Origin of the sequence: Maridesulfovibrio bastinii DSM 16055 (genome assembly GCF_000429985.1) — a bacterium.
Taxonomy (GTDB): Bacteria; Desulfobacterota; Desulfovibrionia; order Desulfovibrionales; family Desulfovibrionaceae; genus Maridesulfovibrio; species Maridesulfovibrio bastinii.
Window position 1 is genome coordinate 167,344 of record NZ_KE387016.1, and the last position, 24,864, is coordinate 192,207.

General features: G+C 41.3%; 23 protein-coding genes and 1 riboswitch. Of the genes, 19 read left to right on the forward strand and 4 right to left on the reverse strand.

All coding sequences use genetic code 11. The features are described 5' to 3' along the window. Window positions 1–60: 60 nt before the first annotated feature. The 8 genes from G496_RS0118210 to cobI all read left to right on the forward strand — a co-directional run bounded on the left by G496_RS0118210 (window position 61) and on the right by cobI (window position 7,802). Entirely contained in the window at window positions 61–561 is a 501-nt protein-coding gene (locus G496_RS0118210) for a 3-isopropylmalate dehydratase small subunit (RefSeq protein WP_027180538.1), read from the forward strand. A gap of 74 nt (window positions 562–635) precedes the next feature. Then, window positions 636–1,703 (forward strand): 3-isopropylmalate dehydrogenase, encoded by a 1,068-nt coding sequence (gene leuB / locus G496_RS0118215; protein WP_027180539.1) that lies wholly within the window; start codon window positions 636–638, stop codon window positions 1,701–1,703. Between the two features lie 94 nt (window positions 1,704–1,797). Next, a complete protein-coding gene (locus tag G496_RS20280) occupies window positions 1,798–3,168 on the forward strand; it encodes an MATE family efflux transporter (RefSeq protein ID WP_034633841.1) in 1,371 nt (456 codons plus the stop codon). Window positions 3,169–3,197: 29 nt separating this feature from the next. Then, a riboswitch (cobalamin riboswitch) is annotated at window positions 3,198–3,387 on the forward strand. Between the two features lie 108 nt (window positions 3,388–3,495). After that, on the forward strand, window positions 3,496–4,395 hold the full coding sequence (locus tag G496_RS0118225) for a sirohydrochlorin cobaltochelatase (protein WP_051295149.1): 900 nt from the start codon (window positions 3,496–3,498) through the stop codon (window positions 4,393–4,395). A 17-nt stretch (window positions 4,396–4,412) separates the two neighbouring features. Continuing rightward, window positions 4,413–5,471 carry a FecCD family ABC transporter permease gene (locus G496_RS0118230; protein ID WP_027180541.1) on the forward strand — a complete coding sequence of 353 codons (1,059 nt, stop codon included), beginning with the start codon at window positions 4,413–4,415 and terminating at the stop codon, window positions 5,469–5,471. Next, window positions 5,471–6,289: an ABC transporter ATP-binding protein gene (locus G496_RS20285; RefSeq protein ID WP_051295150.1), complete on the forward strand. Its 819-nt coding sequence runs from the start codon at window positions 5,471–5,473 to the stop codon at window positions 6,287–6,289. The genes G496_RS0118230 and G496_RS20285 overlap by 1 nt, the downstream gene beginning before the upstream one ends. Next, window positions 6,171–7,088 carry an ABC transporter substrate-binding protein gene (locus G496_RS0118240; RefSeq protein WP_245577952.1) on the forward strand — a complete coding sequence of 306 codons (918 nt, stop codon included), beginning with the start codon at window positions 6,171–6,173 and terminating at the stop codon, window positions 7,086–7,088. The genes G496_RS20285 and G496_RS0118240 overlap by 119 nt, the downstream gene beginning before the upstream one ends. Before the next feature lie 3 nt (window positions 7,089–7,091). Continuing rightward, window positions 7,092–7,802: a precorrin-2 C(20)-methyltransferase gene (gene cobI, locus G496_RS0118245; RefSeq protein ID WP_027180543.1), complete on the forward strand. Its 711-nt coding sequence runs from the start codon at window positions 7,092–7,094 to the stop codon at window positions 7,800–7,802. Here cobI and G496_RS0118250 read toward each other — a convergent pair. Further along, window positions 7,799–8,071, reverse strand: a complete 273-nt coding sequence (locus G496_RS0118250; RefSeq protein ID WP_034633844.1) for a GIY-YIG nuclease family protein — start codon at window positions 8,069–8,071, stop codon at window positions 7,799–7,801. The genes cobI and G496_RS0118250 overlap by 4 nt on opposite strands. A gap of 198 nt (window positions 8,072–8,269) precedes the next feature. Between G496_RS0118250 and G496_RS0118255 the strand changes: the two genes are divergently transcribed. The 5 genes from G496_RS0118255 (at window position 8,270) to G496_RS0118275 (ending at window position 13,824) form a co-directional block, all read left to right on the forward strand. Continuing rightward, window positions 8,270–10,267: an ABC-F family ATP-binding cassette domain-containing protein gene (locus tag G496_RS0118255; protein WP_027180545.1), complete on the forward strand. Its 1,998-nt coding sequence runs from the start codon at window positions 8,270–8,272 to the stop codon at window positions 10,265–10,267. Window positions 10,268–10,269: 2 nt separating this feature from the next. Next, window positions 10,270–10,674: a (deoxy)nucleoside triphosphate pyrophosphohydrolase gene (locus tag G496_RS0118260; protein WP_027180546.1), complete on the forward strand. Its 405-nt coding sequence runs from the start codon at window positions 10,270–10,272 to the stop codon at window positions 10,672–10,674. 53 nt (window positions 10,675–10,727) lie between these two features. Beyond that, window positions 10,728–11,600 carry a methylenetetrahydrofolate reductase [NAD(P)H] gene (gene metF / locus G496_RS0118265; RefSeq protein WP_027180547.1) on the forward strand — a complete coding sequence of 291 codons (873 nt, stop codon included), beginning with the start codon at window positions 10,728–10,730 and terminating at the stop codon, window positions 11,598–11,600. Between the two features lie 52 nt (window positions 11,601–11,652). Further along, window positions 11,653–12,681, forward strand: a complete 1,029-nt coding sequence (locus G496_RS0118270; protein ID WP_027180548.1) for an aspartate-semialdehyde dehydrogenase — start codon at window positions 11,653–11,655, stop codon at window positions 12,679–12,681. 201 nt (window positions 12,682–12,882) lie between these two features. Further along, complete coding sequence (locus G496_RS0118275; RefSeq protein ID WP_027180549.1) at window positions 12,883–13,824, forward strand: aminotransferase class IV; 942 nt, start codon at window positions 12,883–12,885, stop codon at window positions 13,822–13,824. A gap of 49 nt (window positions 13,825–13,873) precedes the next feature. Here G496_RS0118275 and G496_RS0118280 read toward each other — a convergent pair whose 3' ends face one another. Then, on the reverse strand, window positions 13,874–14,527 hold the full coding sequence (locus tag G496_RS0118280; protein WP_027180550.1) for a CatA-like O-acetyltransferase: 654 nt from the start codon (window positions 14,525–14,527) through the stop codon (window positions 13,874–13,876). A gap of 101 nt (window positions 14,528–14,628) precedes the next feature. On the opposite strand from G496_RS0118280, the gene G496_RS0118285 reads away from it, so the two are divergent. The 3 genes from G496_RS0118285 to G496_RS0118295 are packed head-to-tail and all read left to right on the forward strand — an operon-like array spanning window position 14,629 to window position 18,239. After that, window positions 14,629–16,317 carry a CgeB family protein gene (locus G496_RS0118285; protein ID WP_027180551.1) on the forward strand — a complete coding sequence of 563 codons (1,689 nt, stop codon included), beginning with the start codon at window positions 14,629–14,631 and terminating at the stop codon, window positions 16,315–16,317. Continuing rightward, window positions 16,314–17,960 carry a glycosyltransferase family 2 protein gene (locus G496_RS0118290; protein ID WP_027180552.1) on the forward strand — a complete coding sequence of 549 codons (1,647 nt, stop codon included), beginning with the start codon at window positions 16,314–16,316 and terminating at the stop codon, window positions 17,958–17,960. Before G496_RS0118285 ends, G496_RS0118290 begins: the two co-directional genes overlap by 4 nt. Before the next feature lie 48 nt (window positions 17,961–18,008). Further along, the gene (locus G496_RS0118295; RefSeq protein WP_027180553.1) at window positions 18,009–18,239 is read left to right on the forward strand and encodes a YgdI/YgdR family lipoprotein; all 231 of its coding nucleotides are present in this window, start codon (window positions 18,009–18,011) and stop codon (window positions 18,237–18,239) included. 70 nt (window positions 18,240–18,309) lie between these two features. On the opposite strand, the gene G496_RS0118300 is transcribed toward G496_RS0118295, so the two are convergent. Together G496_RS0118300 and G496_RS0118305 are read right to left on the reverse strand one after the other, a co-directional pair. Further along, on the reverse strand, window positions 18,310–20,493 hold the full coding sequence (locus G496_RS0118300) for a glutamine synthetase III family protein (protein ID WP_027180554.1): 2,184 nt from the start codon (window positions 20,491–20,493) through the stop codon (window positions 18,310–18,312). 611 nt (window positions 20,494–21,104) lie between these two features. Then, on the reverse strand, window positions 21,105–21,764 hold the full coding sequence (locus G496_RS0118305; RefSeq protein WP_027180555.1) for a nitrite/sulfite reductase domain-containing protein: 660 nt from the start codon (window positions 21,762–21,764) through the stop codon (window positions 21,105–21,107). Window positions 21,765–22,088: 324 nt separating this feature from the next. Between G496_RS0118305 and glnH the strand changes: the two genes are divergently transcribed. The 3 genes from glnH (at window position 22,089) to G496_RS0118320 (ending at window position 24,496) form a co-directional block, all read left to right on the forward strand. Further along, window positions 22,089–22,835: a glutamine ABC transporter substrate-binding protein GlnH gene (gene glnH / locus G496_RS0118310; RefSeq protein WP_027180556.1), complete on the forward strand. Its 747-nt coding sequence runs from the start codon at window positions 22,089–22,091 to the stop codon at window positions 22,833–22,835. 262 nt (window positions 22,836–23,097) lie between these two features. Next, on the forward strand, window positions 23,098–23,766 hold the full coding sequence (locus tag G496_RS0118315) for an amino acid ABC transporter permease (protein WP_027180557.1): 669 nt from the start codon (window positions 23,098–23,100) through the stop codon (window positions 23,764–23,766). Window positions 23,767–23,770: 4 nt separating this feature from the next. Next, window positions 23,771–24,496, forward strand: coding sequence for an amino acid ABC transporter ATP-binding protein (locus G496_RS0118320; RefSeq protein ID WP_027180558.1), 726 nt, complete (start codon window positions 23,771–23,773; stop codon window positions 24,494–24,496). Window positions 24,497–24,864 lie beyond the last annotated feature (368 nt).

Here is a 24,864-nt window from a genome sequence, read left to right on the forward strand (position 1 = left end):
GTTTTTAGCTCATAACGCATAAATATATTTGAGAAAGGGAAATTCCCTTAGGAGAAACAAATGACTATCAAAGGAAATGTCCATAAAGTCGGGGCTCATATTGATACCGATGCTATAATTCCCGCCCGTTTTCTGGTCACTACCGATCCTGAAGAGCTTGGTGCCAACTGCATGGAAGGTCTTGAGCACGGCTGGATTAAAAGAGTAAAGAAAAATGATATTATGGTCGCTGACGAAAACTTCGGTTGCGGCTCATCTCGTGAACATGCTCCTATTTCAATCCTCGGAGCAGGCATACCAGTTGTTGTAGCTCACAGCTTTGCCCGTATTTTTTATCGTAATGGATTTAATATGGGACTGATCCTTCTCGAAGTTGGAGATAACGTTTCAAAAATTTCCGATGGTGACGAGCTTGAAGTTGATGCCGATAAAGGTGAAATCAAAAATATTACCACTGGTGAAACAATAACCTGTAATCCTGTTCCTCCTTTCATGAAGGAAATTTTGAATTCAGGTGGACTTGTTGAATATGTAAAAAAACGCCTTTCAGAGCGTAATTAATATTATATCCCTGATGAAATCTGTTCAGGGGCAGCTTAGACTTTTTAGTCTACAATTTTAATGAGGAAAAATTTATGAAAATTTGTGTAATGCCCGGTGATGGAATCGGCCCGGAGATAGTTGAGCAGGGTTTGAATGTCCTGAACGTTATCGGCGAGAAATTCGGCCATACTTTTGAAACTGAGGAAGTTCTGATTGGTGGCGCAGCTATCGACGCCAAGGGTGTTCCTCTTCCTGATGAGACCGTGGAAGCCTGTAAGGCTGCTGATGCTGTTCTGCTTGGCGCAGTAGGCGGACCGAAATGGGATACCATTGATCCCTCCATTCGTCCCGAACGCGGACTGCTCGGCATCCGCAAGGCTCTCGGACTTTTTGCCAACCTGCGTCCTGCATCTCTTTTCCCTCAGCTCAAGGATGCCTGCTTTTTACGTCCTGACATCGTTGAAAAGGGTATTGACGTAATGGTTGTTCGTGAGCTTACCGGCGGTATCTACTTTGGTGAACCCAAAGGCGAAGGTGAGAAAGACGGTCAGAAATACGGCTTCAATACAATGGTTTATTATGAAGAAGAAATCAGACGTATTGCCAAGATCGCTTTTGAAACAGCTCGCAAGCGTAAAAAACGTGTTTGCTCTGTTGATAAGGCTAATGTTTTGGACGTTTCCCGTGTATGGCGCGCTATAGTCATTGAAGTTTCCAAAGAATACCCTGACGTTGAACTTACTCATCTTTATGTTGATAATGCTGCAATGCAGCTCGTTCGTGATCCTTCACAGTTTGATGTTATCGTAACCGGAAACCTTTTCGGTGACATACTTTCTGATGAAGCTTCCGTTATTACAGGATCAATCGGAATGCTGCCTTCAGCTTCTGTTGGCGCTGCAAATCCCGGTATTTTTGAACCTATCCATGGATCAGCTCCTGATATTGCAGGGGAAGATAAAGCTAATCCTCTGGCAACAATACTCTCCATTGCAATGATGCTTCGCTATGCGTTTAATCTTGATAAAGAAGCAGAATGCATTGAAGCTGCTGTAGAAAAAACTCTCAGCTCCGGATTGAGAACCGGAGATATTATGGATGAAGGTGGAACCCTTGTTGGCTGCAAGGCCATGGGTGAAGCTGTTATTAAAAATCTTTAATATCATCTAATTATTTAATTCTGCAGCCGTATGCCTGTCCTAAGGCATGCGGCTGTTTTTTTAAACTTTTCTGTAAATGAGCTTGGACATATAAATGGAAGATACAGCAAAAAATCAACACCACGCTTTTGAAAGCCATCCACACAAGACATTATTTACCCTTGCTATACCTGTTTTATTCTCCCTTGTAGCGGAGCCTGTAACTGGTTTGGTAGATACGGCTTTTATCTCTAGGCTCGGGGCACAGCCAATGGCTGCTCTCGGGATAGGCACGATGGTTTTTTCATCTGTTTTCTGGATTTTTGGTTTTTTGGGTATCGGTACTCAGACTGAAGTCTCGCATTCCCTTGGCAAAGGGGATGAAGTAAGAGCCTCTTCACTGTGCTGGCTTGCAGTTGGATTGGGACTTGTGCTTGGCTTTTTACTTATCGCCGTGCTTTACCCTATGCTTGGTATTATTGCCGAAGGAATGGGGGGCACTGGTGACGTCCTGCAATATGCACAAGAATATATGCGCTATAGACTGCTTGGTGCCCCTGCAATTCTGGTTACACTTTCCTGTTTTGGGGCTCTGAGAGGCTATCAGGAAATGCAGACCCCTCTTTGGATAGCCGTAGGTTTAAATGCTGTTAATATCTGTCTGGACTGGCTTCTTGTTTTCGGGCACGGACCTTTTCCGGAAATGGGAGTGGCCGGAGCTTCTCTTGCCAGTTCAATCAGCCAGTGGTTCGGCGCAGCAGGGGCTCTGATAATTATAAAGAGAAGATTCGGGTTAAATTTAAATTTTGGAATTAAAGATATTCGCAGACTTTTTGTGATAGGCGGAGACCTTTTTATAAGAACTGGAAGTGTCTGCGTTTTTCTATTGTTCTGTACTCGTGTGGCCACGAGGGCAGGGGCTGATGCCGGAGCGGCTCATCAGGCTATCAGACAGTTTTTCGTTTTTCTGGCTCTTTTTCTGGATTCTTTTGCTATTTCAGGCCAAAGCCTGGTCGGTTATTTTATAGGTTGCTCAGATATTTTTCATGCTCGCAAAGTTGCTTCACTGGTATGCTTCTGGAGCTTCATAACTGGAATTTTTCTGATGATTGCCATGATTCTTGGAGAAAATACTGTAATCTGGATTCTGGTTCCTAAAGAAGCTGTAAAAGTTTTTATTCCTGCATGGCTTGCTGTATCCCTTTTGCAACCGATTAATTCTTTGTCTTTTGCAACTGATGGCATCCATCTGGGAACAGGTGATTTTTCTTATTTACGGAACAGTATGTTTACTGCCGTTTTGATAAGTGTGGCAGCTATCTTTTTAGTTGAAAGGCTGGAACCTGAAAATATGCTTTTATGGATTTGGATAATTTCCGGGATCTGGACATCTCTTCGGGCTCTTTTCGGTATGATTCGAATCTGGCCGGGGATAGGTCGTGCCCCGCTAAAAAGTGAGAATCAACCGACTGTAGCAACAAATTAATTTCGTTGACATCGTTTCATAAAGAGTTCTATCAATTTTTCACCTGAGGTGCTTTGGCGAGCTTAATAGGGAACCCGGTTAAAATCCGGGACGGACCCGCCGCCGTAAGTCCTTATAAATCTTTCCCCTTTTTAAGAAAGAGTGTCACTGGATTTTTTATCCGGGAAGGCCGGGAAAGATGGGACAAGTCGGAAGACCTGCCTCGGGATGGCTACAACATAGTTTACACAGTAACGGGGCTTTTACCGTGTAAAAGGGCAGGTCAGAATTTTATTTATTGGCGTGCACCACCCCTATTATAAGCCCCCGAAATGTCAGGAGACTGCTATGCAGCGCTGTTTTGGGGAAAAATCCTATTCAATTCCCGCTCTAATTTTACTCATACTGATTCTTTCCGTAGGTACCGCTTTTGCCGGTCATGCTCGACCCGAAAAAAAAGGAATTCTTCTTGTTGCTTTCGGTTCATCTGTTGATTCTGCACAGATTTCATTCAAAGAGATTGATAAGAAAGTTAAAGCTGAGTTCCCGGGAGTTCCTGTCCATTGGGCTTTCACGTCTTCTATTATCCGTCACAAGCTGGCTAAAACTGAGAATAGAAATATAGACTCTCCATCGATTGCGCTGTCAAAAATGATGGATGAGGGTTTTACCGATGTAGCCGTTCAATCACTGCACACAATTCCAGGTGAAGAATATGAAGGTCTGCTGAAAACAGCAGAAGCTTTTGAAGGTATGCCTAAAGGAATGAAAAAAATTACTGTAGGCAGACCCCTTCTTTATAATGATGGTGATGTAAAAAAAGCTGTTGATGCCCTGATAGCTTCCTTTCCAAAGGGAATAAGAGCACAGGATTCAATTGTACTGATGGGACATGGTACACCGAGTCCGGCTAATATTTATTATCCTGCAATTCAATATTATTTGAATCTTAAAGGTTCCAATATGTTTGTTGGAACCGTTGAGGGATTCCCTTCTCTTGAAAATGTTATGGATAAGCTGCCTTCACCCAAAAAGGGTAAAGTGTATCTGCTGCCTTTCATGTCTGTAGCCGGAGATCATGCCCATAATGATATGGCTGGCAATGAAGACGACTCATGGAAATCCATCCTCACCAAGGCCGGATATGACTGCGTTCCTGTAATGAAAGGAACTGCTGAATATCCTGCTGTTGCAGAACTCTGGATTATGCATCTGAAAGACGCATTTAATGCGTTAAGCCATAAGTAAATTATACAGGCGGTATGATGAGGAATTACGGAAACAGGGTCGAAGCGGCAGCAGTTGGTCTGCTGATTGCTGGTACATGTTTCTCACTTGTCGCCGCCTGTTTTTTTGGTCCGTACGATATCTCCGTTATACAGGTTTTAAACGTGCTTGCGGACCAGCTTGGCTTTGTAAATTCAACCAGAATTGATAGCGCTGTAAGGTTTGTCGTCATTGATCTGCGTTTTGGCAGAATTTGTCTGGCTTTTTTGTGTGGCTCATCGTTATCAATGGCCGGAGTTGTTTATCAGGGGGTTTTAAGAAATCCTCTTGCAGATCCATTTACTCTTGGAGTCAGCAGCGGTGCTGCTTTTGGCGCTTCTCTAGCTATTTTTTTAGGTTCGATCCCATTGCTTTCATTTCTGTGGAACTGTCTGGGCTCATTGTTTCTTCCGCTGGCAGCGCTTGCCGGGGCTTTAGTTGCTCTTACTGCTGTTCTTTCTCTTGGAAGCATAGGAGGTCGGATCAGCCGCGAGACTATCGTTTTAGCCGGGATAATTGTTTCAACCTTTCTGGCTGCTTTGATTTCTCTGCTTAAATCTCTGGATGAAGATTCTGTCAGCAGTATTGTGTTCTGGATAATGGGCAGTTTTCAGGGACGCGGATGGGAGCATGTCTATCTGTTGTTACCATACGCGGCTGTTGGATTTCTGCTTGTTTTTTTCTATTCGCGCGAGCTGGATATTCTGTCTCTCGGTGATAATGAAGCGTGTCATCTCGGAGTGAATGTTACCAGATCGCGACTTGTACTGTTGCTTGGAGCAAGTCTTGTTACCGGAGCTGCGGTTGCTGTTTCCGGAGTAATCGGGTTTATAGGTCTGGTTGTTCCCCATCTGGTCAGGATGTTGTTCGGCTCCAGACACAGACCATTACTAATATTATCTTCACTGCTTGGAGGTCTTCTTCTTGTCTGGTCTGATGTACTGGCCAGAACAATTCTTTCCGGGGGTGAAGAACTTCCTGTAGGTGTTGTCACAGCTATGCTTGGAGGTCCTTTTTTCTGTCTTATTCTCAGAGCATATAAAAAGGTGCATTTGTGATGATAAGCATGGAAAAAGTTTATTCAGGATATGGCGAGAGAGACATCCTCAAGGACATAAATCTTGATTTCAGAAAAGGGGAAATGGTTGCTGTTCTGGGGCCAAATGGAAGTGGTAAAACAACACTTGTTTCAACCATATCCGGTATCCTTTCTCCAAGCCTTGGTTCGGTTAAAATTTTAAATAGATCTGCAAGAGAATATTCACGAAAAGATTTAGCCAGAATAATGGCAGTTATCCCCCAGCGAGTTGAATTATCTTTTGATATAACTGTAAGGGATATGGTTTTAATGGGTCGGTATGCTTACACTGGATGGTTTTCCGGCTACGGCAATGAAGATTACAGTAAATGTTTTGAAGCAATGGAAAAAACATCTGTTGCTCATTTGGCCGACCGAAGTATTAAAGTCCTTTCTGGTGGAGAGTTTCAGCGCGTACTTATCGCAAGGGCTGTTGCTCAGGCCACTTCAATGATGATTCTTGATGAAGCAGCTTCGGGAATTGATGTTTCCGGTAAAATAGAGATTTTTAACTTGTTGCGCTTACTGGCTTCAGGTGGAACTGGAATAATAAGTGTTATCCATGATTTAAATCTTGCATCAGTTTATTTTGATCGGCTTATTTTTTTTAAAAATGGTCAGGTTGTCCTTGATGGAAAACCTTCTGAGATCATTACTGAGGAGAATATTGCTTATGTCTATGATGCCGATGTCAGGATTGTTAAGCATCCTGAACTTGGGCTTCCGCAAGTGCTTTTTAATCCTGCTGCTGTCGATACTGTGTGCAGGAACAGCAAATGCAGGAATAAAGATAGTTGATGATTTTGGCAGGACGGTTGAGATTCAACATCCCGCCGAAAAGATAATAGCCTTATACGGCTCTTTTAATGAAATTATTTATGCAATGGGGCAGGGAAACAGGTTAATTGCGAGAACCGCTGCGGATAATTATCCCTCACAGATTCTTAAACTTCCTTCAATCGGTACCCACATGAGGCCGAATGTTGAACTCATAACCTCCCTTAAGCCTGACCTTATTCTACAAATGGCAGGTCGTCCCAAAGCGTTGACCGTACTTGATCCATTGGAAAAATTTGGTATTCCGTGCGCTGTTTTTAAAGTGTCTTCGTTTGCTGATCTTTTCAGTGTAATAAAGCGGCTTGGGGTTTTAACCGGATCTGAGTCCGGAGCCTCAGATTTAATAGAAAATATGAAAGGACGTTTATCGGCTGTTCGTTCAAAGATTGAATCCGGCAGTCAGCCAACTGTTTTTTTTGAAATACGTTACCCTAATCTTCTGGGAGCTGGTAACGCCTCTATTGTTAACGATATTATCAATAAATCAGGTGGAATAAATTGTATTAAAGCAAATAAAAAAATAAGTCGTATCGGTGAGGAAGAGCTTATGAAGCTTAATCCTGATGTTTATATATATCAAAAAGGACGCATGAATCCTTCTCCGGTTTCTCCAGCTAAAAGAAAGCTGTTCAGCATGCTTGGTGCAGTAAAAAATAATCGAATTTATGAAGTGGATGAATCTGTTTTTTCGCGTCCGGGACCTCGAAATGTTGATGCTGTGGAAATCCTGTCCGAAATTCTCAGTAGTAAAGGTAATTAAAGAATGAATAAATATGGTAAATTGTATGGAATAGGTGTCGGACCGGGTGATCCCGAGCTTCTGACAGTTAAAGCAGTAAAGATACTTGCCGCGGTGGATGTTGTTCTTGCCGCAGCTTCAACTAAAAATGAATATTCACGGTCGCTTGATATTGCCATGCAGTATATTGGTGGTAATTGTGAAATTATAAAGGTCAGCTATCCAATGACCAGAGATAAAAAAATACTGGATAGAGCCTGGGAAGAGAATGCCGATTTGGCAGCAGAATTCCTTAAGAGTGGTAAGAATGTGGCCTTTCTCACTTTGGGTGATCCACTCATATATTCAACTTTTGGATATATGCTACGGACTATTTCAAAAAGTTATCCCCAATTTGATGTTGAAATCATACCGGGAATAACTTCGTATCAGGCTGCCGCGGCTGAAACCGGGACTATCCTTGTTGAATCCGGTCAGAATCTACTGCTCACTTCAGGGGTTGCAGATGAAGCAAAATTTAAACAGAGTATGGAGCAGAGTGACAACGTTGTTATTCTTAAAGCTTACAGAAACTTTGTTGAACTTCGTGGTGCGGTGATGGCTTTAAGTGATAAATATAATTCAAAGTTTATCAGCAGATTAGGTCTTGATGGGGAGCAGATATTTGATGATATTTCAGCTGTACCGGAAAAGACTCATTATCTTTCATTAATGCTGTTGACCGCAGCTTCTTAAATTGTTGCCATAAGTTTTTTAGACTCCTGCTCAAGGAAGTCTTTTTTTTGCGAAGCCGGCCTTTGTTTGGTAAGATTTTCCAGACGACAGGCCGCGCTTCTATCTGGAACTTCCATTACCGTTTCAAATATAACAGGTCTTCGCGGAGAGGTGTACTTAGCCCCTTTCCCTGAATTATGTTCCTTTAATCTTCTTTGAGGATCTGTGGTTATTCCGCAATAAAGAGAGTTATCAGAGCATCGCAGCAGATAGACATACCATTTGGTCATATCAATTATCCTACAATTAAATTTGAGAACGGTCAAAATACCCATTTGTTACGGGCAGGAAAATAATTATTTTTATTAATTATTATTACCTTGTCATTTGCTAAAAATTGATGGTTCCTATTTCACTTGCATTCATGCCGTCTTGATTATACTTTCGCCTGCTCAAAGAGTTTTTTATTTTTCAAAAAGAGGTTTTTTATGTCCCGCATAACAGTCCAATCTGTCAGCAAGTCCTATAACGGAGAGGATTTGTTTGAAGATTTATCATTTGAAGTTTCCTCCGGAATGCGGGTTGCTGTTACAGGTCCCAATGGCTGTGGTAAATCTACTTTATTGAAGCTCATAGCCGGTCGGATTGAACCGGATGGTGGTTCTGTTTCTTTTTCTCAGGGGGCCAGACTTGGTTATGTAGCTCAGGAACTTGGTGAGGATGATCTATGCAGAGGTCTGTTGAGCTGGGTTCTCGCTGCACTTCCTTCATGGAATAAAATCTGGGAAGACTGGGATAAGGCAGCCGAAACAAATGATATCGCCCTGATGGAACGTTTGTCTAACAGGCAGCATGAGCTTGAAATACAATTCGGTTACAACCCTGAGCATAAAGCCAGAACTATTTTAACCGGTCTGGGCTTTTCTGAAGAATCTTTATTATGCAAGCTTCAGGAACTAAGCGGTGGCTGGCGCGAGAGAGCCAAGCTGGCAAGAGTTTTGTTACAGGGAGCAGACCTGTTGCTGCTTGATGAACCGACAAACCATCTTGATCTTGAAGCTGTTGAATGGTTGGAAAGTTATCTTTTGAGTTTTAGAGGTGCCGTAGTTTATGTGGCCCATGATAGAGTCTTTTTAGACAGAGTCGGAACCCATGTCCTGTTTTTAGGTTCAGGACGTCCGGTGCTTCGCAGAGGTTCATTCACGGAATATCTTGAGTGGCAGGCTGAAAATGCGATGCAGCGTAGTCGTGAAGCAGCTAAGCTTTCTGCTAGAATTGAAAATGAATACAGCTATATCCGCCGATTCAGAGTAAAAGCAAGAAAAGCTGCTCAGGCTCAGTCTAAACTTAAGAAGGTTGAAAAGCTTGAGGAAGAACTAAGTCGATTGCAGGATGAAGCCAGTCTGAACAGATCCGGGCGAAGCTTAAATTTTCGTCTTCCCCCGACTTCACGAGGTGATAAGGCTGCGATTAATGTTGTTGATTTGGAATTTTCTTATGACGGCAAGCCTCCTTCAATCTGGCCTAAATTAAGCTTTCAACTGTTCCGAGGACGTAAAATAGCTCTTGCAGCTCCAAATGGAGCTGGAAAATCTACCTTGCTTAAAGTTGTGATAGGTGAGCTTGAAGCTTTTTCCGGGAGTGCTAAAATAGGTCCAAACACGACTATGGCCTATTTCAGCCAGCACCAGAGCGATATTTTGAGAACTGATTCAACGGTAATCAGTGAAATAAGAAGGTTAAGCGACCCCAAGACCACTGACGAGCAGTTAAAAAGCGTTCTAGGGCTTTTTCTGCTGGGAGAAGGATATTTTGAAAGGCCTGTTTCAGCTCTTTCTGGTGGAGAAAAAAACAGACTTGTCCTTTCAAGCCTTTTTCTTTCCAGAGCTAATCTGCTTATTCTGGACGAACCAACCAACCATTTAGATCTGGAAAGCCGTGAGGGGCTGGTTAAAGCCCTGAATGATTATGACGGAACTTTATTTTTTGTAGCGCATGACAGATATCTGCTAAGTGAAGTTGCAGAAGAAATCTGGGCTTTAACTGACAGTGGTATAAGAAGTTTTCATTCATTTGCTGAGTACGATGAATACCGTAAGGCAAAAAATAAGCAGGCTGACAGTTCAACTGAAGGTGAAAAGCAACCGGTAGCTGTAAAAGAAGAAAAACGCAGGCTTACCAAAGAAGATAAGCGTAAGCAGGCTGAAATAAGGAACAAACTTTACAAAGAGCTTAAACCCAAAACTGAAAAATATTCTAAACTTGAGTCTGAGCTTGAAAAAGTACTTGAAGATCAGTCTGAAATGGAGGAAAAGCTTAACGACCCCTCCCTCTATGAAAACCCTGCATCGGCTCTGGAGCTTAATTCAAAGTACACAGAGGCAAGCAGTTGGGCTGAATCATTGATGGAACAGATGGCTGTTCTTGAAGATGAAATCTCAGCTTTGGAAGCTAAAAAGGCGGAACTTCTTGAGGGTGGAGATTGATTATGTCTCAAGAGAAACCCATTGAAGTTGTTGCAGGAATTATATGGAGAGATGACCTTTTCCTTTCAGCGGAGCGGCCGGTTGGCAAAGATTATGCTGGTTGGTGGGAATTCCCCGGTGGCAAAGTTGAACCGGGTGAGACTCTTGGAGAAGCTCTTGTCAGGGAACTTCAGGAAGAATTGGGCATAACAGCCTCTAAATTTGAATTATGGCTTGAAAAGATAGTAGAATATCCTGAATATACTGTCAGATTGCATTTTTTTGATGTCTGGAAATTTGAAGGTGAAGTTTCTTCATGTGAAGGACAGAAGTTTGACTGGTTCAAAATTTCAGACTCTCCATCTGTCAGGTTTCTTCCGGTTAATAATGAGATTTTGAGACTTTTGCGAAATAGGGAAAGTCGGTAATATCTCCAGTTGTTGAAGTTTATTTATAGTGTAATGTTTTATGGAGATAGCTAATGAAAATAGCCGATATAATTAATAAAGATAAGCCTTTTATCTCGCTTGAATTTTTCCCTCCAAAAGATAGAGGATCATGGCCGTCTTTTTTTGAAGTTGTAGACAGGCTGAAAGTTTTAAATCCTCTTTTTGCTTCGGTTACTTATGGGGCCGGCGGAGGCACTCAGGACAATTCTCTGGATATTGTAAAAATTTTAAAGTCAGAAAAGGGGATTGAGCCGTTAGCCCATCTTACAAGTGTAGGTGCTGACGAAGGTAAAATCGGGTCTTTTTTAGACAGTCTTAGTGAAGCAGGGGTGCAAAATGTGCTTGCTTTACGTGGAGATCCCCCTAAAAACGTCGAAGGATTTGACTTTAACAAACAAAGCTTTAAACATGCTTCTGATCTGGTGACTTTCATCAAAAACAGGCATCCTGAATTATGCGTAGCTGTAGCAGGATACCCTGAAGCCCATGTGGAATCTCCTTCAATCAAAGAAGATTTTAAATGGATGAAATATAAAATTGAAGAAGGCGGCGATTTTATTATTACCCAGCTGTTTTTTGATAACAGGGTATATTTTGACTTCGTGGACAGACTTTCCGGGATGAACATAAATGTTCCGGTAATTCCCGGTATACTTCCAATTATGAGTCTTAAATCAGCTAAATTCATTCTTTCACTGTGTGGTGCTGCCATACCCGGTAAATTTTTAAGCTCTCTAGAAAAGGCTTATGAAGAAGGCGGGGATGAAGCCGTATACAGGCTTGGTATAGATTACGCTAAGAAGCAGGCGAAGGAGTTGCTTGAAAAAGGAGTTCCGGGAGTACATCTATACACGCTTAATAAAGCTGAAGCCTGTCTGGAAATCGGTCATAGTCTCGGCTTCTAAAAGATTCCGTATGGCCTGTGTTTATTATTGGTAACAAACTTGGAGGTTAACGATGAGTACCAAGAATCCCAGAGTTGCAGTTGTTGGTGCAACCGGAGCTGTGGGGCGTGAAATGCTCAGCATTCTTGAGCAGAGAAATTTTCCGGCATCTGAAATTGTACCTTTTGCTTCTTCACGTTCTGTAGGGATAAAACTGCCCTTTGCCGGTGAAGAACTTACCGTTGTCGAACTTAAAGAAGATTCTTTTAAAGGGTTCGACCTTGCTCTTTTTTCAGCTGGCGGCGGCACCTCCACAAAGTTTGCGCCTCTGGCTGCTGAACAGGGATGCGTAGTTGTAGATAACTCCAGTGCATGGCGCATGGACCCTAAAAAGCCGCTTGTTGTTCCTGAAGTCAATCCTCAGGATCTTGACTGGCATGATGGTATCATAGCCAATCCGAACTGCTCTACAATTCAGATGGTTGTTGCTTTGCAGCCTATTCATAAAGCTGCAAAGATTAAACGTATTGTGGTTTCTACATATCAGGCTGTTTCTGGATCAGGGCAGAAAGCTATAAATGAGCTTGAAACTCAGGTGAGCAGACTTTTTAATGGAAAAAGCATTGTACCGGATGTTTACCCACATCAGATTGCTTTTAACTGCCTGCCTCAGATCGACGTCTTTCTTGACAATGGTTACACCAAAGAAGAAATGAAAATGGTTAACGAAACTGTTAAGATTATGGGCGATGAAAGTATAAAAGTTACCGCCACAACAGTACGTGTTCCAGTTTTTTATGCTCATTCAGAAGCAGTAAATATTGAAACTGAGAAAAAACTTACACCGGAAGAATGCAGAAATATTCTTGCTGGAGCTCCGGGAATAACTGTTGCCGATTATCCCGAAAAAAGTCTTTATCCTATGGCTATCGAAGCTACTGGTGAGGACGATGTTTTTGTTGGAAGAATTCGTGAGGACTTTACGGTTGATAACGGCCTCAATATGTGGATTGTTTCCGATAACATTCGCAAGGGTGCAGCTCTTAATACCATCCAGATAGCTGAAACTCTGATTGAACGCGATCTTTTAAGGGTTCCTTAAGACTTAAAAGTTCGGACTTTCTCATTTAAAATATAAGCGGGATTCAAGGGTATTTAACTGCTCTTGAATTCCGCTTTTTGCTTTGTGAAGCAGCAGTTGGTTTAGTTTTATCTTTCTTCAATTGTCATTGCACAAAAATGGTTGTAGGTAATATCACATCTTTAAACTTGAATATTTTAAGTTTTTTATGGAGAAATGATTGTGATTAAAAAAGTCGGACGCGAAGAATATATTGATGGAATGCTCACAGCCATGCGTGCTGGAACTGAAAAAGTATGTGCTTTTTATGAACATAGAGTCGGGATGATTTGTACTGACCCCAAAGTTCTGCTGATGCCTTGGGATGATCATCTTGTTCATCGTGGTGATGGGGTTTTTGAAACAATGAAGTTTGTTAATGGCAAACTTTATCAGCTTGATCCTCATGTCAGGCGAATGAAAAGGTCAGCTAAATCTATTTATTTAGAGCCGCCATGCAGCTGGGATGAATTAAAAGAGATTATTATTGAAGTCTCCAGAGCTTCAGAGTGCGAATCAGGTCTTGTAAGAGTCCTGCTGGGGCGCGGCTGTGGAGGATTCGGTATATCTACTCAGGAATGCCCTGTTTCAAGCCTTTATGTCGTTGTTTACAATTTGAAACCAAAACCTGACGAATGGTATGAAAAAGGAATCACGGCATTTAAAACCTCAATTCCGGCAAAGCAGTCATATTTGGCAACAATTAAGACCATCGACTATCTTCCCAATGTATTGATGAAGCGTGAGGCTGAGGAAAAAGGTTTTGATTTTCCTTTCTGCTTTGATCACATGGGATTTCTTGCTGAGGGCGCAACCGAAAATGTGTGTATTGTTGAACCTTCGGGGACTATACATGTCCCGCAGTTTACCAATGCACTTGCAGGGACTACTTTGCTGAGGGCCTTGGAGCTTATTTCCGGTGAAGTGGATATTGACTACCGTGCAATATCAGAAGAGGAAGTCTTGCTTGCAAAAGAGGTTATTGTATGCGGAACGACTCTGGATGCTGTTTCTGTTGTAAGATACAACACCAAGCCGATTCATGATGTCCGCCCCGGTCCGGTAAGTAAGAGAATGAGAGAGCTTCTTAAAGAAGATATAGCTAAGAACGGATATAAACTTTAAATTTAATCAGGCTTGAATCCCGCTCCAAAAATATGGAGCGGGATTCTTTTTAAAGATTAAAATATTTTTGAGGTGTGCTGCATAATTTATTCATTCCATCAAAAAAATAAGCAAGGTGCTGACCATCGACAAAGCAATGCAGGACTTCAACAGATACCGGCATTTTTTTATGACCATTTTCCTCAAATATTTCCCCAAAAAGAATTCTGGGGATAGAATCCCGCTTAGGATTTCCCCAAGGATTGCATGCGCTTGTAAAGCTGATGCCCGGAAGAATGCTGAAGTAAAAGAAATTCTGGCCAGCTCCTCCTTCAGGTTTTAGAGTCGGATTTTTATCAGCATCAAGTCTGGCTTTTTCAATCGCTTTTCTTGTTACTTCAAAATCATCATCATACTCGGCAACACAATTTGCATGAAGAGTCCGTCCTTGAGGAATGTAAGTAAAGCCAAGATTGATATTTTCAAATAGTACAGGGCCGCCCTCAACAATGCGCATCCTCATTTCATCTATTGTATTTGCAGCCCGTGCTGCACAATAATAAATAAGATCGGAGAGCCTTGGCGCTGAAGGAATACTTTTTTTTATTTCTGTTATTCCAGTAACATCCACGTTTGCGCAGACACTGTAATTAGGGTGGTCCAGTGTTTTGAAAAAATTAAAATGTTCAGCTCTATCCCATTTATTTATATCTATTTTTTTCATAAGTTCTTTTCAATGTTTTGTGAGGTTTGATTCTTTGTAAATGGCTGATAAAAAAGTATTGCAGCTTGTAACTTTATATAATTTTAGCATACAAAATTACGATGATAAACACACCTTATACTGCTGAAGCTGTTTATGATGACAGCAAGAGTATTTCTGACATCAGGATCAATATAGCTGGTAAAGTCTGGCACATGTGGGGACGAAACGGCTATGACCGTGAAATTCTTTTGTCTGAAAAAGCAGCTAAAGGGAAATTGCCGGTTATGCTTGGGGCCGGGCTTGGATATTGTCTTGAAAAGCTTTCTAAAAAAGGTCCTGTCGCGGTTATAGATAAGAATAATTTGATTGGAGATATTGTCTCCTCAGAATTTAAAGGGAATGCTGATAACGTTTATCTGATTGCTGAAAATGAAGCTGCGCTAGCAATTCAAAAACTTAGGGAATGGCAACAGGTGAATGGAAATCTTGATTTGGAAATTTTAAAGATTCCCGTCTACCTGCGATTGGATAAAGAATTTTATGGCAGTATACTGAATTCTTTAACAGCTAAATCTGAAACGGATTTTTGGTCTGCTGTTAATTATCCAAAATTTAATCACAAATCTCCTCGAATCCTGTTTCTGGATCGAAAATATTTTCTTATAAATGAGATTAAGTCTGCACTGACGCGTAACAATATAAAATTCAGGTGTCTTGATGTTGGAAATAGTGATACGGTCCGTAATGGTTTTGTTGAAGATCTATTAAGTATTGTTGTAGAGTTTAAGCCTGATTTTGTTCTGACGGTCAATCATTTTGGTATAGACAGGGAGGGGCGGCTTACAGAACTTCTGCATAAACTTAATCTTCCGCTGGCATCATGGTTCGTGGATAATCCTTACCTGATTTTATACAGGTATGATAAGGTTTGTTCTGATAAAACAGCTATCTTTACTTATGATGCCGGAAATTTGGAGATAATGCGGGATAGAGGCTTCAGCAATGTTTTTTATCTGCCTCTGGCTACTGACATTTACAGATTTAAACCGGGGTGTGCCGGAGCTAATGCATGGAAGTCAGACATCTCTTTTCTGGGAAATTCAATGGTCGCAGCTGTATCCAGATATACCGATATGGCGGATTTACCGACCAAGCTCCATAGCAGCGTAAAAAAAATTGCTGCTGAGTTTAAAGAATCCGAAGATTTGTCAGTCTCGCAGTTTCTTAAAAGGTGTTATCCTGCATTGCTGCAAAACATGAATCTGCTGCCGACTGATGAGCAGAAACTGGCTTATGAGGCCCTGATTACCTGGGAAGCGACAAGACTTTATCGTTTGAACTGTATTAAAGGTATTCTTGATTTTAATCCTTTGATAGTAGGAGATCAGGGGTGGAATCAGTTACTCGCAGATAAAAAAGGATGGAGATACCTTGAATCAATAGATTATTATGCAGATCTTCCTGGTTTTTATCCGCAATCCAAAATAAATTTTAATTGTACCAGCAGGCAGATGAAAGGAGCTGTAAACCAAAGAGTGTTTGATGTCCCTGCTTGTGGCGCTTTTGTTTTAACAGACTATAGAGAACAGGTTGAGAATCTTTTTGAGCCCGGAGTTGAGATTATAACTTACAGAGATAGATCTGAAATAAAAGAACTTACAGCAAAATATCTAAAGGATAAAAATCTCCGTGAATCTGTAAGTAAAGCTGCTCGTAAGCGCATTTTATCTGAACATACTTACGAGAACAGGCTTTCTGACTTGATTGATAAGATGCGAAGGACTTTTGGAGGAGGGAATTATTTATGACCGGTTCATTCTGGAATCTTCTTGATTCTGCAAGTAGGTACAGGCTGTTAGTTTCAGGACATGGCAAGCAGCATCTTTTGGAAACAGCGTCCAGAATACTCTCGCTTGCCGGAACCGGTGGAGATAAGGGGCAGCTTCTGGATATAGGAATAGATGTTATGCTCACCGCTTGGGAAGACAGTCCCTTTGACGGACAGCTTGCTGCAAATTTGTTGAATATTAATAGTCGCCTATCCTTTCTGCCCGATATCTATAAATTAATTATGGAAATTGTAGTTTCAAATTACAATATTCCAGCTAATATAAATTATTTTCAGAAACTTGCTGCGGAAAAAGATACCGAAAAATTAATATCATATCTTGAAAAACAGCTTGAAAATGATTCTGGTAATTTTTTCTGGTTGGGTCATTATCTGGATATAACTTTGTTTGCCGGGCAATTTGAGACGCCGTCAATTCTTGATGAGATGGCTTTGCCCGAGATAATGAAACCTGTTGTGAATAAGTATAAAGGCGATTTTGCTTTTTGCAGTGCTGATTTTGAAAAATCTATTGATATATGGTCGGACGCCAAAAGAAAGAGTATTCCCGGTCAGACTCTGCTACGAATTGCAGAGGCTTTGTTCAGAACAGGGAAATTTGAAGAGGCCAGACGTATATGGCGTGAAAGAATGACTACCCGGCCGTGGCAGGTCAATACATGGTTGAGTGCATATGACCGTATTATGACTCCGACTCCAGAGAACTCAGCTATCGAGGGACGTATTGCTCTTTGCTTGTACACTTATAATAAAGCTGATGATCTTGAATTTGCCTTGAAGTCTGTAGCAGAATCACCATTGGAAAATTTGAAAATTGTTGCTCTTAGTAACGGTTGTACAGATTCTACCTCATCAGTTTTATCCGCGTGGAAAGAAAAGCTTGGTAATAGACTTGAGATAGTCGGGCTTCCTGTAAATGTAGGTGCTCCTGCTGCCAGAAACTGGCTAAAACACCATCCAGCAATAGGAAGTTGTGATTATGTTGCCTATCTTGATGATGACGCTGTATTGCCGGAAAATTGGCAGGGCTTAATGGCTGATGCCATAGCCAAATATCCTGACGCAGGCGTATGGGGCTGTAAAGTTGCTGACTTTGGTCGTGAAGAGATCATCCAGCATGCAGATATTCATTTACGCGAATCTTTCGAGGTTAAAGATAACCTGCTTCAGGGATTTTCGTTTTCATATTTCGAGTCTTTTAACCAGGATATGGATTATGGTCAGTATGATTATTGTCGTCCATGTACTTCGGTTACAGGCTGTTTTCATTTGTTCAGGCGTGATGTTTTAGAATTTAGTGATGATTTTGATCTACGCTTTTCTCCTTCTCAATATGATGATTTTGATCACGATTTAAGTTTGCAGAAAAAAGGGCAGCAGGTTGTTTATAATGGCTTGCTTAAAGTTTTGCATAGAAGAAGGTCTGGAAATTCTGTTAAGTTAAGCAGAGAGGCCAGAGGAGCTGGCGCAGGTAATGTTATGAAGCTTGAAGCTAAATATTCAGCCAGAACAATAGAAGAAATAATTGAAAATGATATTAACAACCTTGAATCAGATTTTTCCGAGAAATCTGTAAAACTTGCATCTTTTCTTGATTCTTAAAATGGAAGAATGAATTGGATTGTAATTTTTAACCAAAGGGGCGTTTATATGAAAAGAATTATTTTTATCAGCTTACTGATCATTTCTTTTTGCTTATTAGCCGGATGCGGTAGCAGTCGCTATTCCGTAGTAAAAAAAGATGGTACTTCCGTAATTAGCGTTGGTGAACCTGATTTTTCAGAAGAATCTTCAAGTTATTCATTCAAGGACCCTGATGGGAACAAGGTGATTTTGAACAGAGAGGAAGTTCAGGAAATTAAAGAAATGAAAGAGAAATAGATTCAATTTATTCTGCAATAAAAAAGCCCGCCTCCTTTTGGAAGCGGGCTTTTGCATTACGTGTCTATAACTATTTGATGAAGAGCATTTCCTGATAACTTGGCAGAGGCCAGAGGTCGTCAGCAACAACTTCTTCAAGAGCATCTGCGTATTCACGAACTTTGCCCATTGCAGGGAGAAGGGTGTAGCAGAGGTATTTTGCTTCTTCAAGAGCGTCAGCAAAATCTTCTTTTGCAAGGATGCTTTCAAGCTCTGTCAGGCTTGTCTGGAGACCTCTGAGTTTGGCAGTCACGTCATCGAGAGTCAGTGATACGCTGTCTTTGCCAATGGCTTTAAGATTAGCGCAGGTCTGTGCCAGTTCATTCTGATAGCGAACAGCTGCGGGGAAGATCTGGGTTGTACCCATTTTGATGCAGACAGCAGCTTCAGTGCGCAGTGTCTGGCTGTACTGTTCAAGGTAGATTTCACGACGGCTGTCGAGTTCACGTTCAGTGAAAACTTCATACTTTGTGAAAAGTTCAATAACTTCAGGATCGTTAAGAACAGGAAGAGCTTCAGCAGAGTTGCGGAGGTTGGGAAGACCGCGTTTTTCAGCTTCTTTATGCCATTCTTCAGAGTAACCGTCACCGTTGAATACAACAGCCTCATGTTCTTTCATGATATCACGGATAACCTGTTCTACTGCATCGTGAAGTTTCTTGCAGTCGCCACCGGTAATTTCTTCAATTTTAGTAGCGCAGTAATCAAGTGATTCAGCTACCATTGTGTTAAGAGCAACCTGAGGTCCGGCAATAGACATGTTGGAACCAACAGCTCTGAACTCGAAACGGTTACCGGTGAAAGCAAACGGGCTTGTGCGGTTTCTATCGCCGGCATCGCGAGGCAGAGGAGGAATTGTGTCTACACCGATTTTCAGATTTTCTTTGCACTTGCTTTCTGAAACTTTACCTTCCTTAATCTGATTAAGAATACTGGTCAGCTGGTCTCCAAGGTATACAGAAAGAATAGCCGGCGGTGCTTCGTTAGCTCCAAGACGATGGTCGTTACCTGCAGAAGCAACTACGGCGCGCAGAAGTTTACCATATTTATGGACTGCACGAATTGTTGCTGCGCAAACGAGCAGGAACTGAGCATTTTCATGAGGAGTATCACCTGGATCATAGAGAGAACCAAGAGAAGGAGTACTCAGAGAATAGTTGAGGTGCTTACCGGAACCGTTGATTCCTGCGAAAGGTTTTTCGTGGAGCAGGCAGGCCATACCATGTTTTTTGGCAACTGTTTTAAGAGTTGTCATAACCATCTGGTTATGGTCGGTTGCAAGGTTTGACTGCTCATAAAGAGGAGCAATTTCAAACTGTCCGGGAGCAACTTCGTTATGACGGGTCTTGATGGGTACACCAAGTTTGTACAATTCATGTTCAACGTCCATCATGAAAGAAAGGACGCGGCGGGGAATTGCTCCAAAGTAGTGATCGTCAAATTCCTGTCCTTTAGCCGGTTTTGAACCGAAAACGGTTCTTCCGGAAACGAGCAGGTCAGGGCGGGAGAAGAAGAAGTTGCGGTCAATAAGGAAGTATTCCTGTTCAGGTCCGGCATTGGAAACAACCAGTTCGCCATTGTCATTACCGAAAAGTTTGAGAATACGCTGAGCCTGCTTGTTCATTGCCTGACTGGATCTCATAAGAGGAGTCTTTTTATCAAGAGCCTCACCTGTCCAGGAAACAAAGCAGGTTGGAATGCAGAGGAAAGTTCCGTTGGGGTTTTCAAGGATATAAGCCGGATTGGTTACGTCCCATGCTGTGTATCCACGAGCTTCAAAAGTTGTTCTTATGCCACCGTTAGGGAAGCTGGAAGCATCAGGCTCACCCTGAATAAGGAGTTTTCCGGAAAATTCAGCAATTGCGCCACCTTCACCATCAGGGCTCAGGAAACCATCATGTTTTTCAGCTGTAAGTCCGGTAAGAGGGTAAAATACATGAGTATAGTGGGTAGCTCCTTTGGAAACAGCCCATTCTTTCATTGCTGCTGCAACGTAGTCAGCTACTGCAGGATCAAGCTTGGTACCATGTTTGATGGTCTTTTTGATGGATTTGAAGATATCCTTTGGCAGCATTTTGCGCATAACTTTTTCACTGAAAACATTGCTGCCGAAAACTTCGGTGGGAGGGGTTTCGGTGAAATTCAGGGGCGCGGTAGTACGCTTGTAATTGTTTACCGCATTGATTGCGTTCTGACGGGACTGGTAACCACTCATTTAAATCTCCTTGGGACTATTTAATTTGATCTCCATACAGTGTGGAGATGTTTTTACGTTCTACAAAACCTGTCGAGACATAAGCAGTGACCGTGCCTAATATGATAAAATCATATTTATTCAGCTAGTTATCTGCCTATGGACGTCAGCCTGCTTAGTAAAGGTTTACTTTTTTGTAAACGATTTGAGTCCTGCAAAAACCAAAATTACTTTTTTGTAATCACTAAAAAAAGTAATCGAAGTATCAACTTCTAATTTGTGACTTTTTTGTAAAAGTTCTAAATTGTTCTGTCAAGCATATCCCTAACATTAGAGTGATGCAACTATATATTCTTAACTCTCTGGAAAATATTATTTTTTTATGATAATTGGCAAAAGTGACTAATTAAATTAACAAAGGCCGGGAATTACAGCATCCTGAAGTTCTGTTAAAATTAAGCCGTGATAGAAAAGCTTATACGAATTAATTTGAAGTGATGTTCATAAATGTATTCAAAATGATAAATTTATCAAAATTGTTAAAATAATGTAAAATGAAATAAGTGAAATTAATTTTATAAAATTAATTTCACTTATTTCTTTGCCATAAAAATGGCTCATGAGCTAATTTATTAAAGAACAGCTTCCTTTATTGCCTCGATACCTACACGTTCACAGAATCTGGCTGACCGTTCACGTTTGCGGGCATTTTCTTTATAGTATGCCAGAATTTTGCGTACGGTTTCTTTTGCCTCATCTCTTGTGAGTGATGCAGCAATCTGATCCCCGATCCTAGCTTTGTTGCCGGCGTTGCCTCCAAAATAGACATCATAACCTTTTTTAGTTCCGACAACTCCAACATCACGAAGTTTGGACTCGGCGCAACACATTGGGCATCCTGAAACAGCTATTTTTACTTTGGCAGGATAGTCTTCTCCAAGAAATTCCTCTTCAAGTTCTCCGCCGAGTCCAAGGGAATCCTGTACTCCAAGCTTACAGACAGAAGTTCCAGGGCATGCCTGAACATAATGAACACAAAGTTCTGTTGCGCGGCCAATATTTCTTCCGAGCTCGTCCCACACTTCATCAACTTTATTTTCCGGGATTCCAACAAGTGCAATACGCTGTCCTGAGGTAATTTTGATGATGGGAATATCCCACTTTTTAACAACCTCAAGCAGACTTTCGAGGAATTCAGGTGTGAGCATTCCCATGGGAGTTCTCGGGACAATTGCATAAGTAGTCTTATCCCTTTGCAGAATGGCTCCATCGAGTTCTGGTTTATTTTCCATGTTTGTTCTCCTTTATTAATTGTATTGATTTCAAATTAAAAATTATAGCTCAGATTTTTCTGCCCCGTATAACAAACTCATTTTTAAAAAGTTCGCAAGGCCCAAATTTGTAGTATCGTCAATCATAACACTCTAATTTGATTATAAATAATAGTAGTGTTTAATAGTGAAACCCGTTCGCTGTTTTCTTGAAAAAAAAGGATGTTTAGTGTAATAAAATTCTGTTTTATGTAATGTTGTTGGGGAAAGATTTTTTTATTCTTAAATTTGTCTTAAATCATGACAATTTTTTATCCTAAACAGAATCTAATAGTTGGAGGTTTTATGAAAAGATTTTTAGCTGTAATCGCTGCAGCAGTGGTCCTTTTTTCTACTGTGGGTATGGCTTCTGCCGATGCTATTACTGTTGCTTGTGACACAAGCTTTCCGCCGTTTGAATTCAAGGATCCTGCAACCGGTACACATACTGGTTTTGATGTTGAATTGTGGCAGGCTATTGCACAGGAAATCGGTATTGAATACAATCTCCAGCCCATGGATTTTAATGGTATTATCCCGGGACTTCAGTCTAACCAGCTTGATGTTGGTATAGCAGGTATTACCATTAAGCCTTCACGTGAAGAAGTTGTTGATTTTTCAGATCCTTATTATAATGCCGGACTCCTTATTCTTGTTAAATCCGACAATGATAAGATAAAAGATATTAAAGACCTCAAAGGTAAAGTAGTTTCCACTAAGCTTGGAACAACTTCCGCCGACTTTGTTAAGCAGAATGCACACGCTGCTGATGTAAAACTTTTCCCTAATAATGACGCAATGTTCATGGAACTCATGAGCGGCGGAGCTGATGCTGTAATGTTTGACTCTCCGGTCGTTTCCAATTTTATCCGCAAGGCTGGAAAAGGTCAGGTTAAAGTTGTTGGTCCTATCTATCAGGGACAGTCATACGGTATCGCTTTTCCTAAAGGAAGCAAGCTGGTTGCAAAAGTTAATGCAGCTCTTAAAACCCTCCGTGAAAACGGCACCTACCGTGATCTTTATGTAAAATGGTTTGGTACAGAGCCTAAATAAAAGTTTTATTTAACATGAATTCTTACGGGGGCGGCTTTATATGGCTGCCCCCGACTTTTGTTTAATTAAAACCGGGAACATTCTCATACGACCTTCAGCTATTTTTCGAAGTTCCCTCTAGCGCCGGAAAGAACTCCTATCAATTTATTTCATAATTTTTAAATAGGTAATCCCGGCATTCGTTTCAGGCTGTATTTAATACATAATAAATATTTCCGAATGATACTTCTGGATCATTTTAACTCCATAAGGATTAATTAAAATGGCGTTTAATTTTGACCCCTCTGTTTTTATAGAAACATTTCCAATGTTGATGCGCGGCTTACGCCTGACATTGGAAATTACTGTTGGAGGTTTGTTCCTCGGCTTTATACTTGGTTCTCTTTCCGGGCTTATGAAAATATCAAAGTCTCTGTTTTTCAGAAAGCTGGCCGGGGTTTATGTAGAGAGTATTCGCGGCACTCCAATGCTGGTGCAGGCCATGTTTCTATATTACGGAGTTCCCATGGCTGTAGGAATAAGAATTCCGCCATTAACAGCCGGTATAATTATTATTGCGGTTAATTCAGGTGCCTATATTGCTGAAATTGTCCGCGGTGCCGTTCAATCCATCAATACCGGGCAGATGGAAGCTGGAAGGTCTATCGGTCTTACTCGTACTCAGACAATGATATATGTTATCTGGCCTCAGGCTTTAAAGCGTATGATTCCTCCTTTGGGAAACCAGTTTATAATCAGTTTGAAGGATACTTCTTTACTTATGGTTATAGGCGTTGGTGAACTAATGAGGACAGGTCAGGAGATAACTTCCGTCAACTTTAGAGCCTTTGAGGTTTATTTGGCCGTAGCGGTCGTTTATCTGGCTATGACTCTTACTATTTCAGCCCTTATGAAAAGACTAGAAAAGAAATTAAATGTAGGACAGAGGTAAAGTTGTGATCCAGATTAAAAATTTATATAAAAAATTTGGTAATTTTGAGGTCATCAAAGGGATAGACCTGCATGTCCGTTCCGGTGAGGTTGTCTGTATTATAGGTCCTTCTGGATCGGGAAAATCTACTGTACTGCGTTGCATTAATAAGCTTGAAGTTCCTTCGGACGGACAAATTATAGTAGATGGACATGATATAATGTCTACTAAGACTGATATAAATATGGTCAGAACAGAAGCTGGAATGGTTTTTCAGCAGTTCAATTTGTTTCCACATATGACGGTTTTAAAGAATGTAACTCTAGGCCCCTTGAAGGTTCGTAAAATGAAGCCAGCTGAGGCTAATGAAATGGGGCTGGAACTGCTTGATAAAGTCGGTCTTAAGGATAAAGCAATGAATTATCCTGAACAGTTGTCCGGCGGTCAGAAACAGCGTGTCGCGATAGCCAGATCTCTGGCTCTTCAGCCTAAAGTTATTTTGTTTGATGAGCCGACATCTGCTCTTGATCCTGAACTGGTAGGTGAGGTTCTGGAGGTTATGAAGCAGCTTGCAAAAGAGGGAATGACTATGATTGTTGTCACTCATGAGATGGGGTTTGCCCGTGAAGTTGCTGATCGACTTATTTTTATCGATCAGGGAATTATCATGGAAGAAGGTGAACCAAATGAAGTTTTTGCAGCACCCAAAAATCCTAGATTGAAAGAATTCTTAAGCAAAGTTGTTCATTAATTTTTCTCTTAGCAGAAAAGCAGCCCGTAATATTCTATATTGCGGGCTTTTCTTATGCGGCACGTTGTCAAGCACCCCGCTAATTCTGATTTTATATTTTCGTAGGCCGCATTCATCCCTCACCTTGCGGTGCAATTAATTGATATTCCTTTTCTTATTCGTGCTCAGCGGCACCAAGTACCGATTCGGTACCAAATCAATTTAGGATCGCCATTTTTATTTCGTTGTCAAAGCAACCAAAAGCCCCTCGCGATCCGTTATACTGCCTTAGTTGGAATACTGAGTTTCCAAAGTAAAGCAGCAAGTTTTCGAGCAAGTGCAGCAATTGCCTTTTGGGGCACTCCATGCTTGCTCAAGATTCTGTTGTA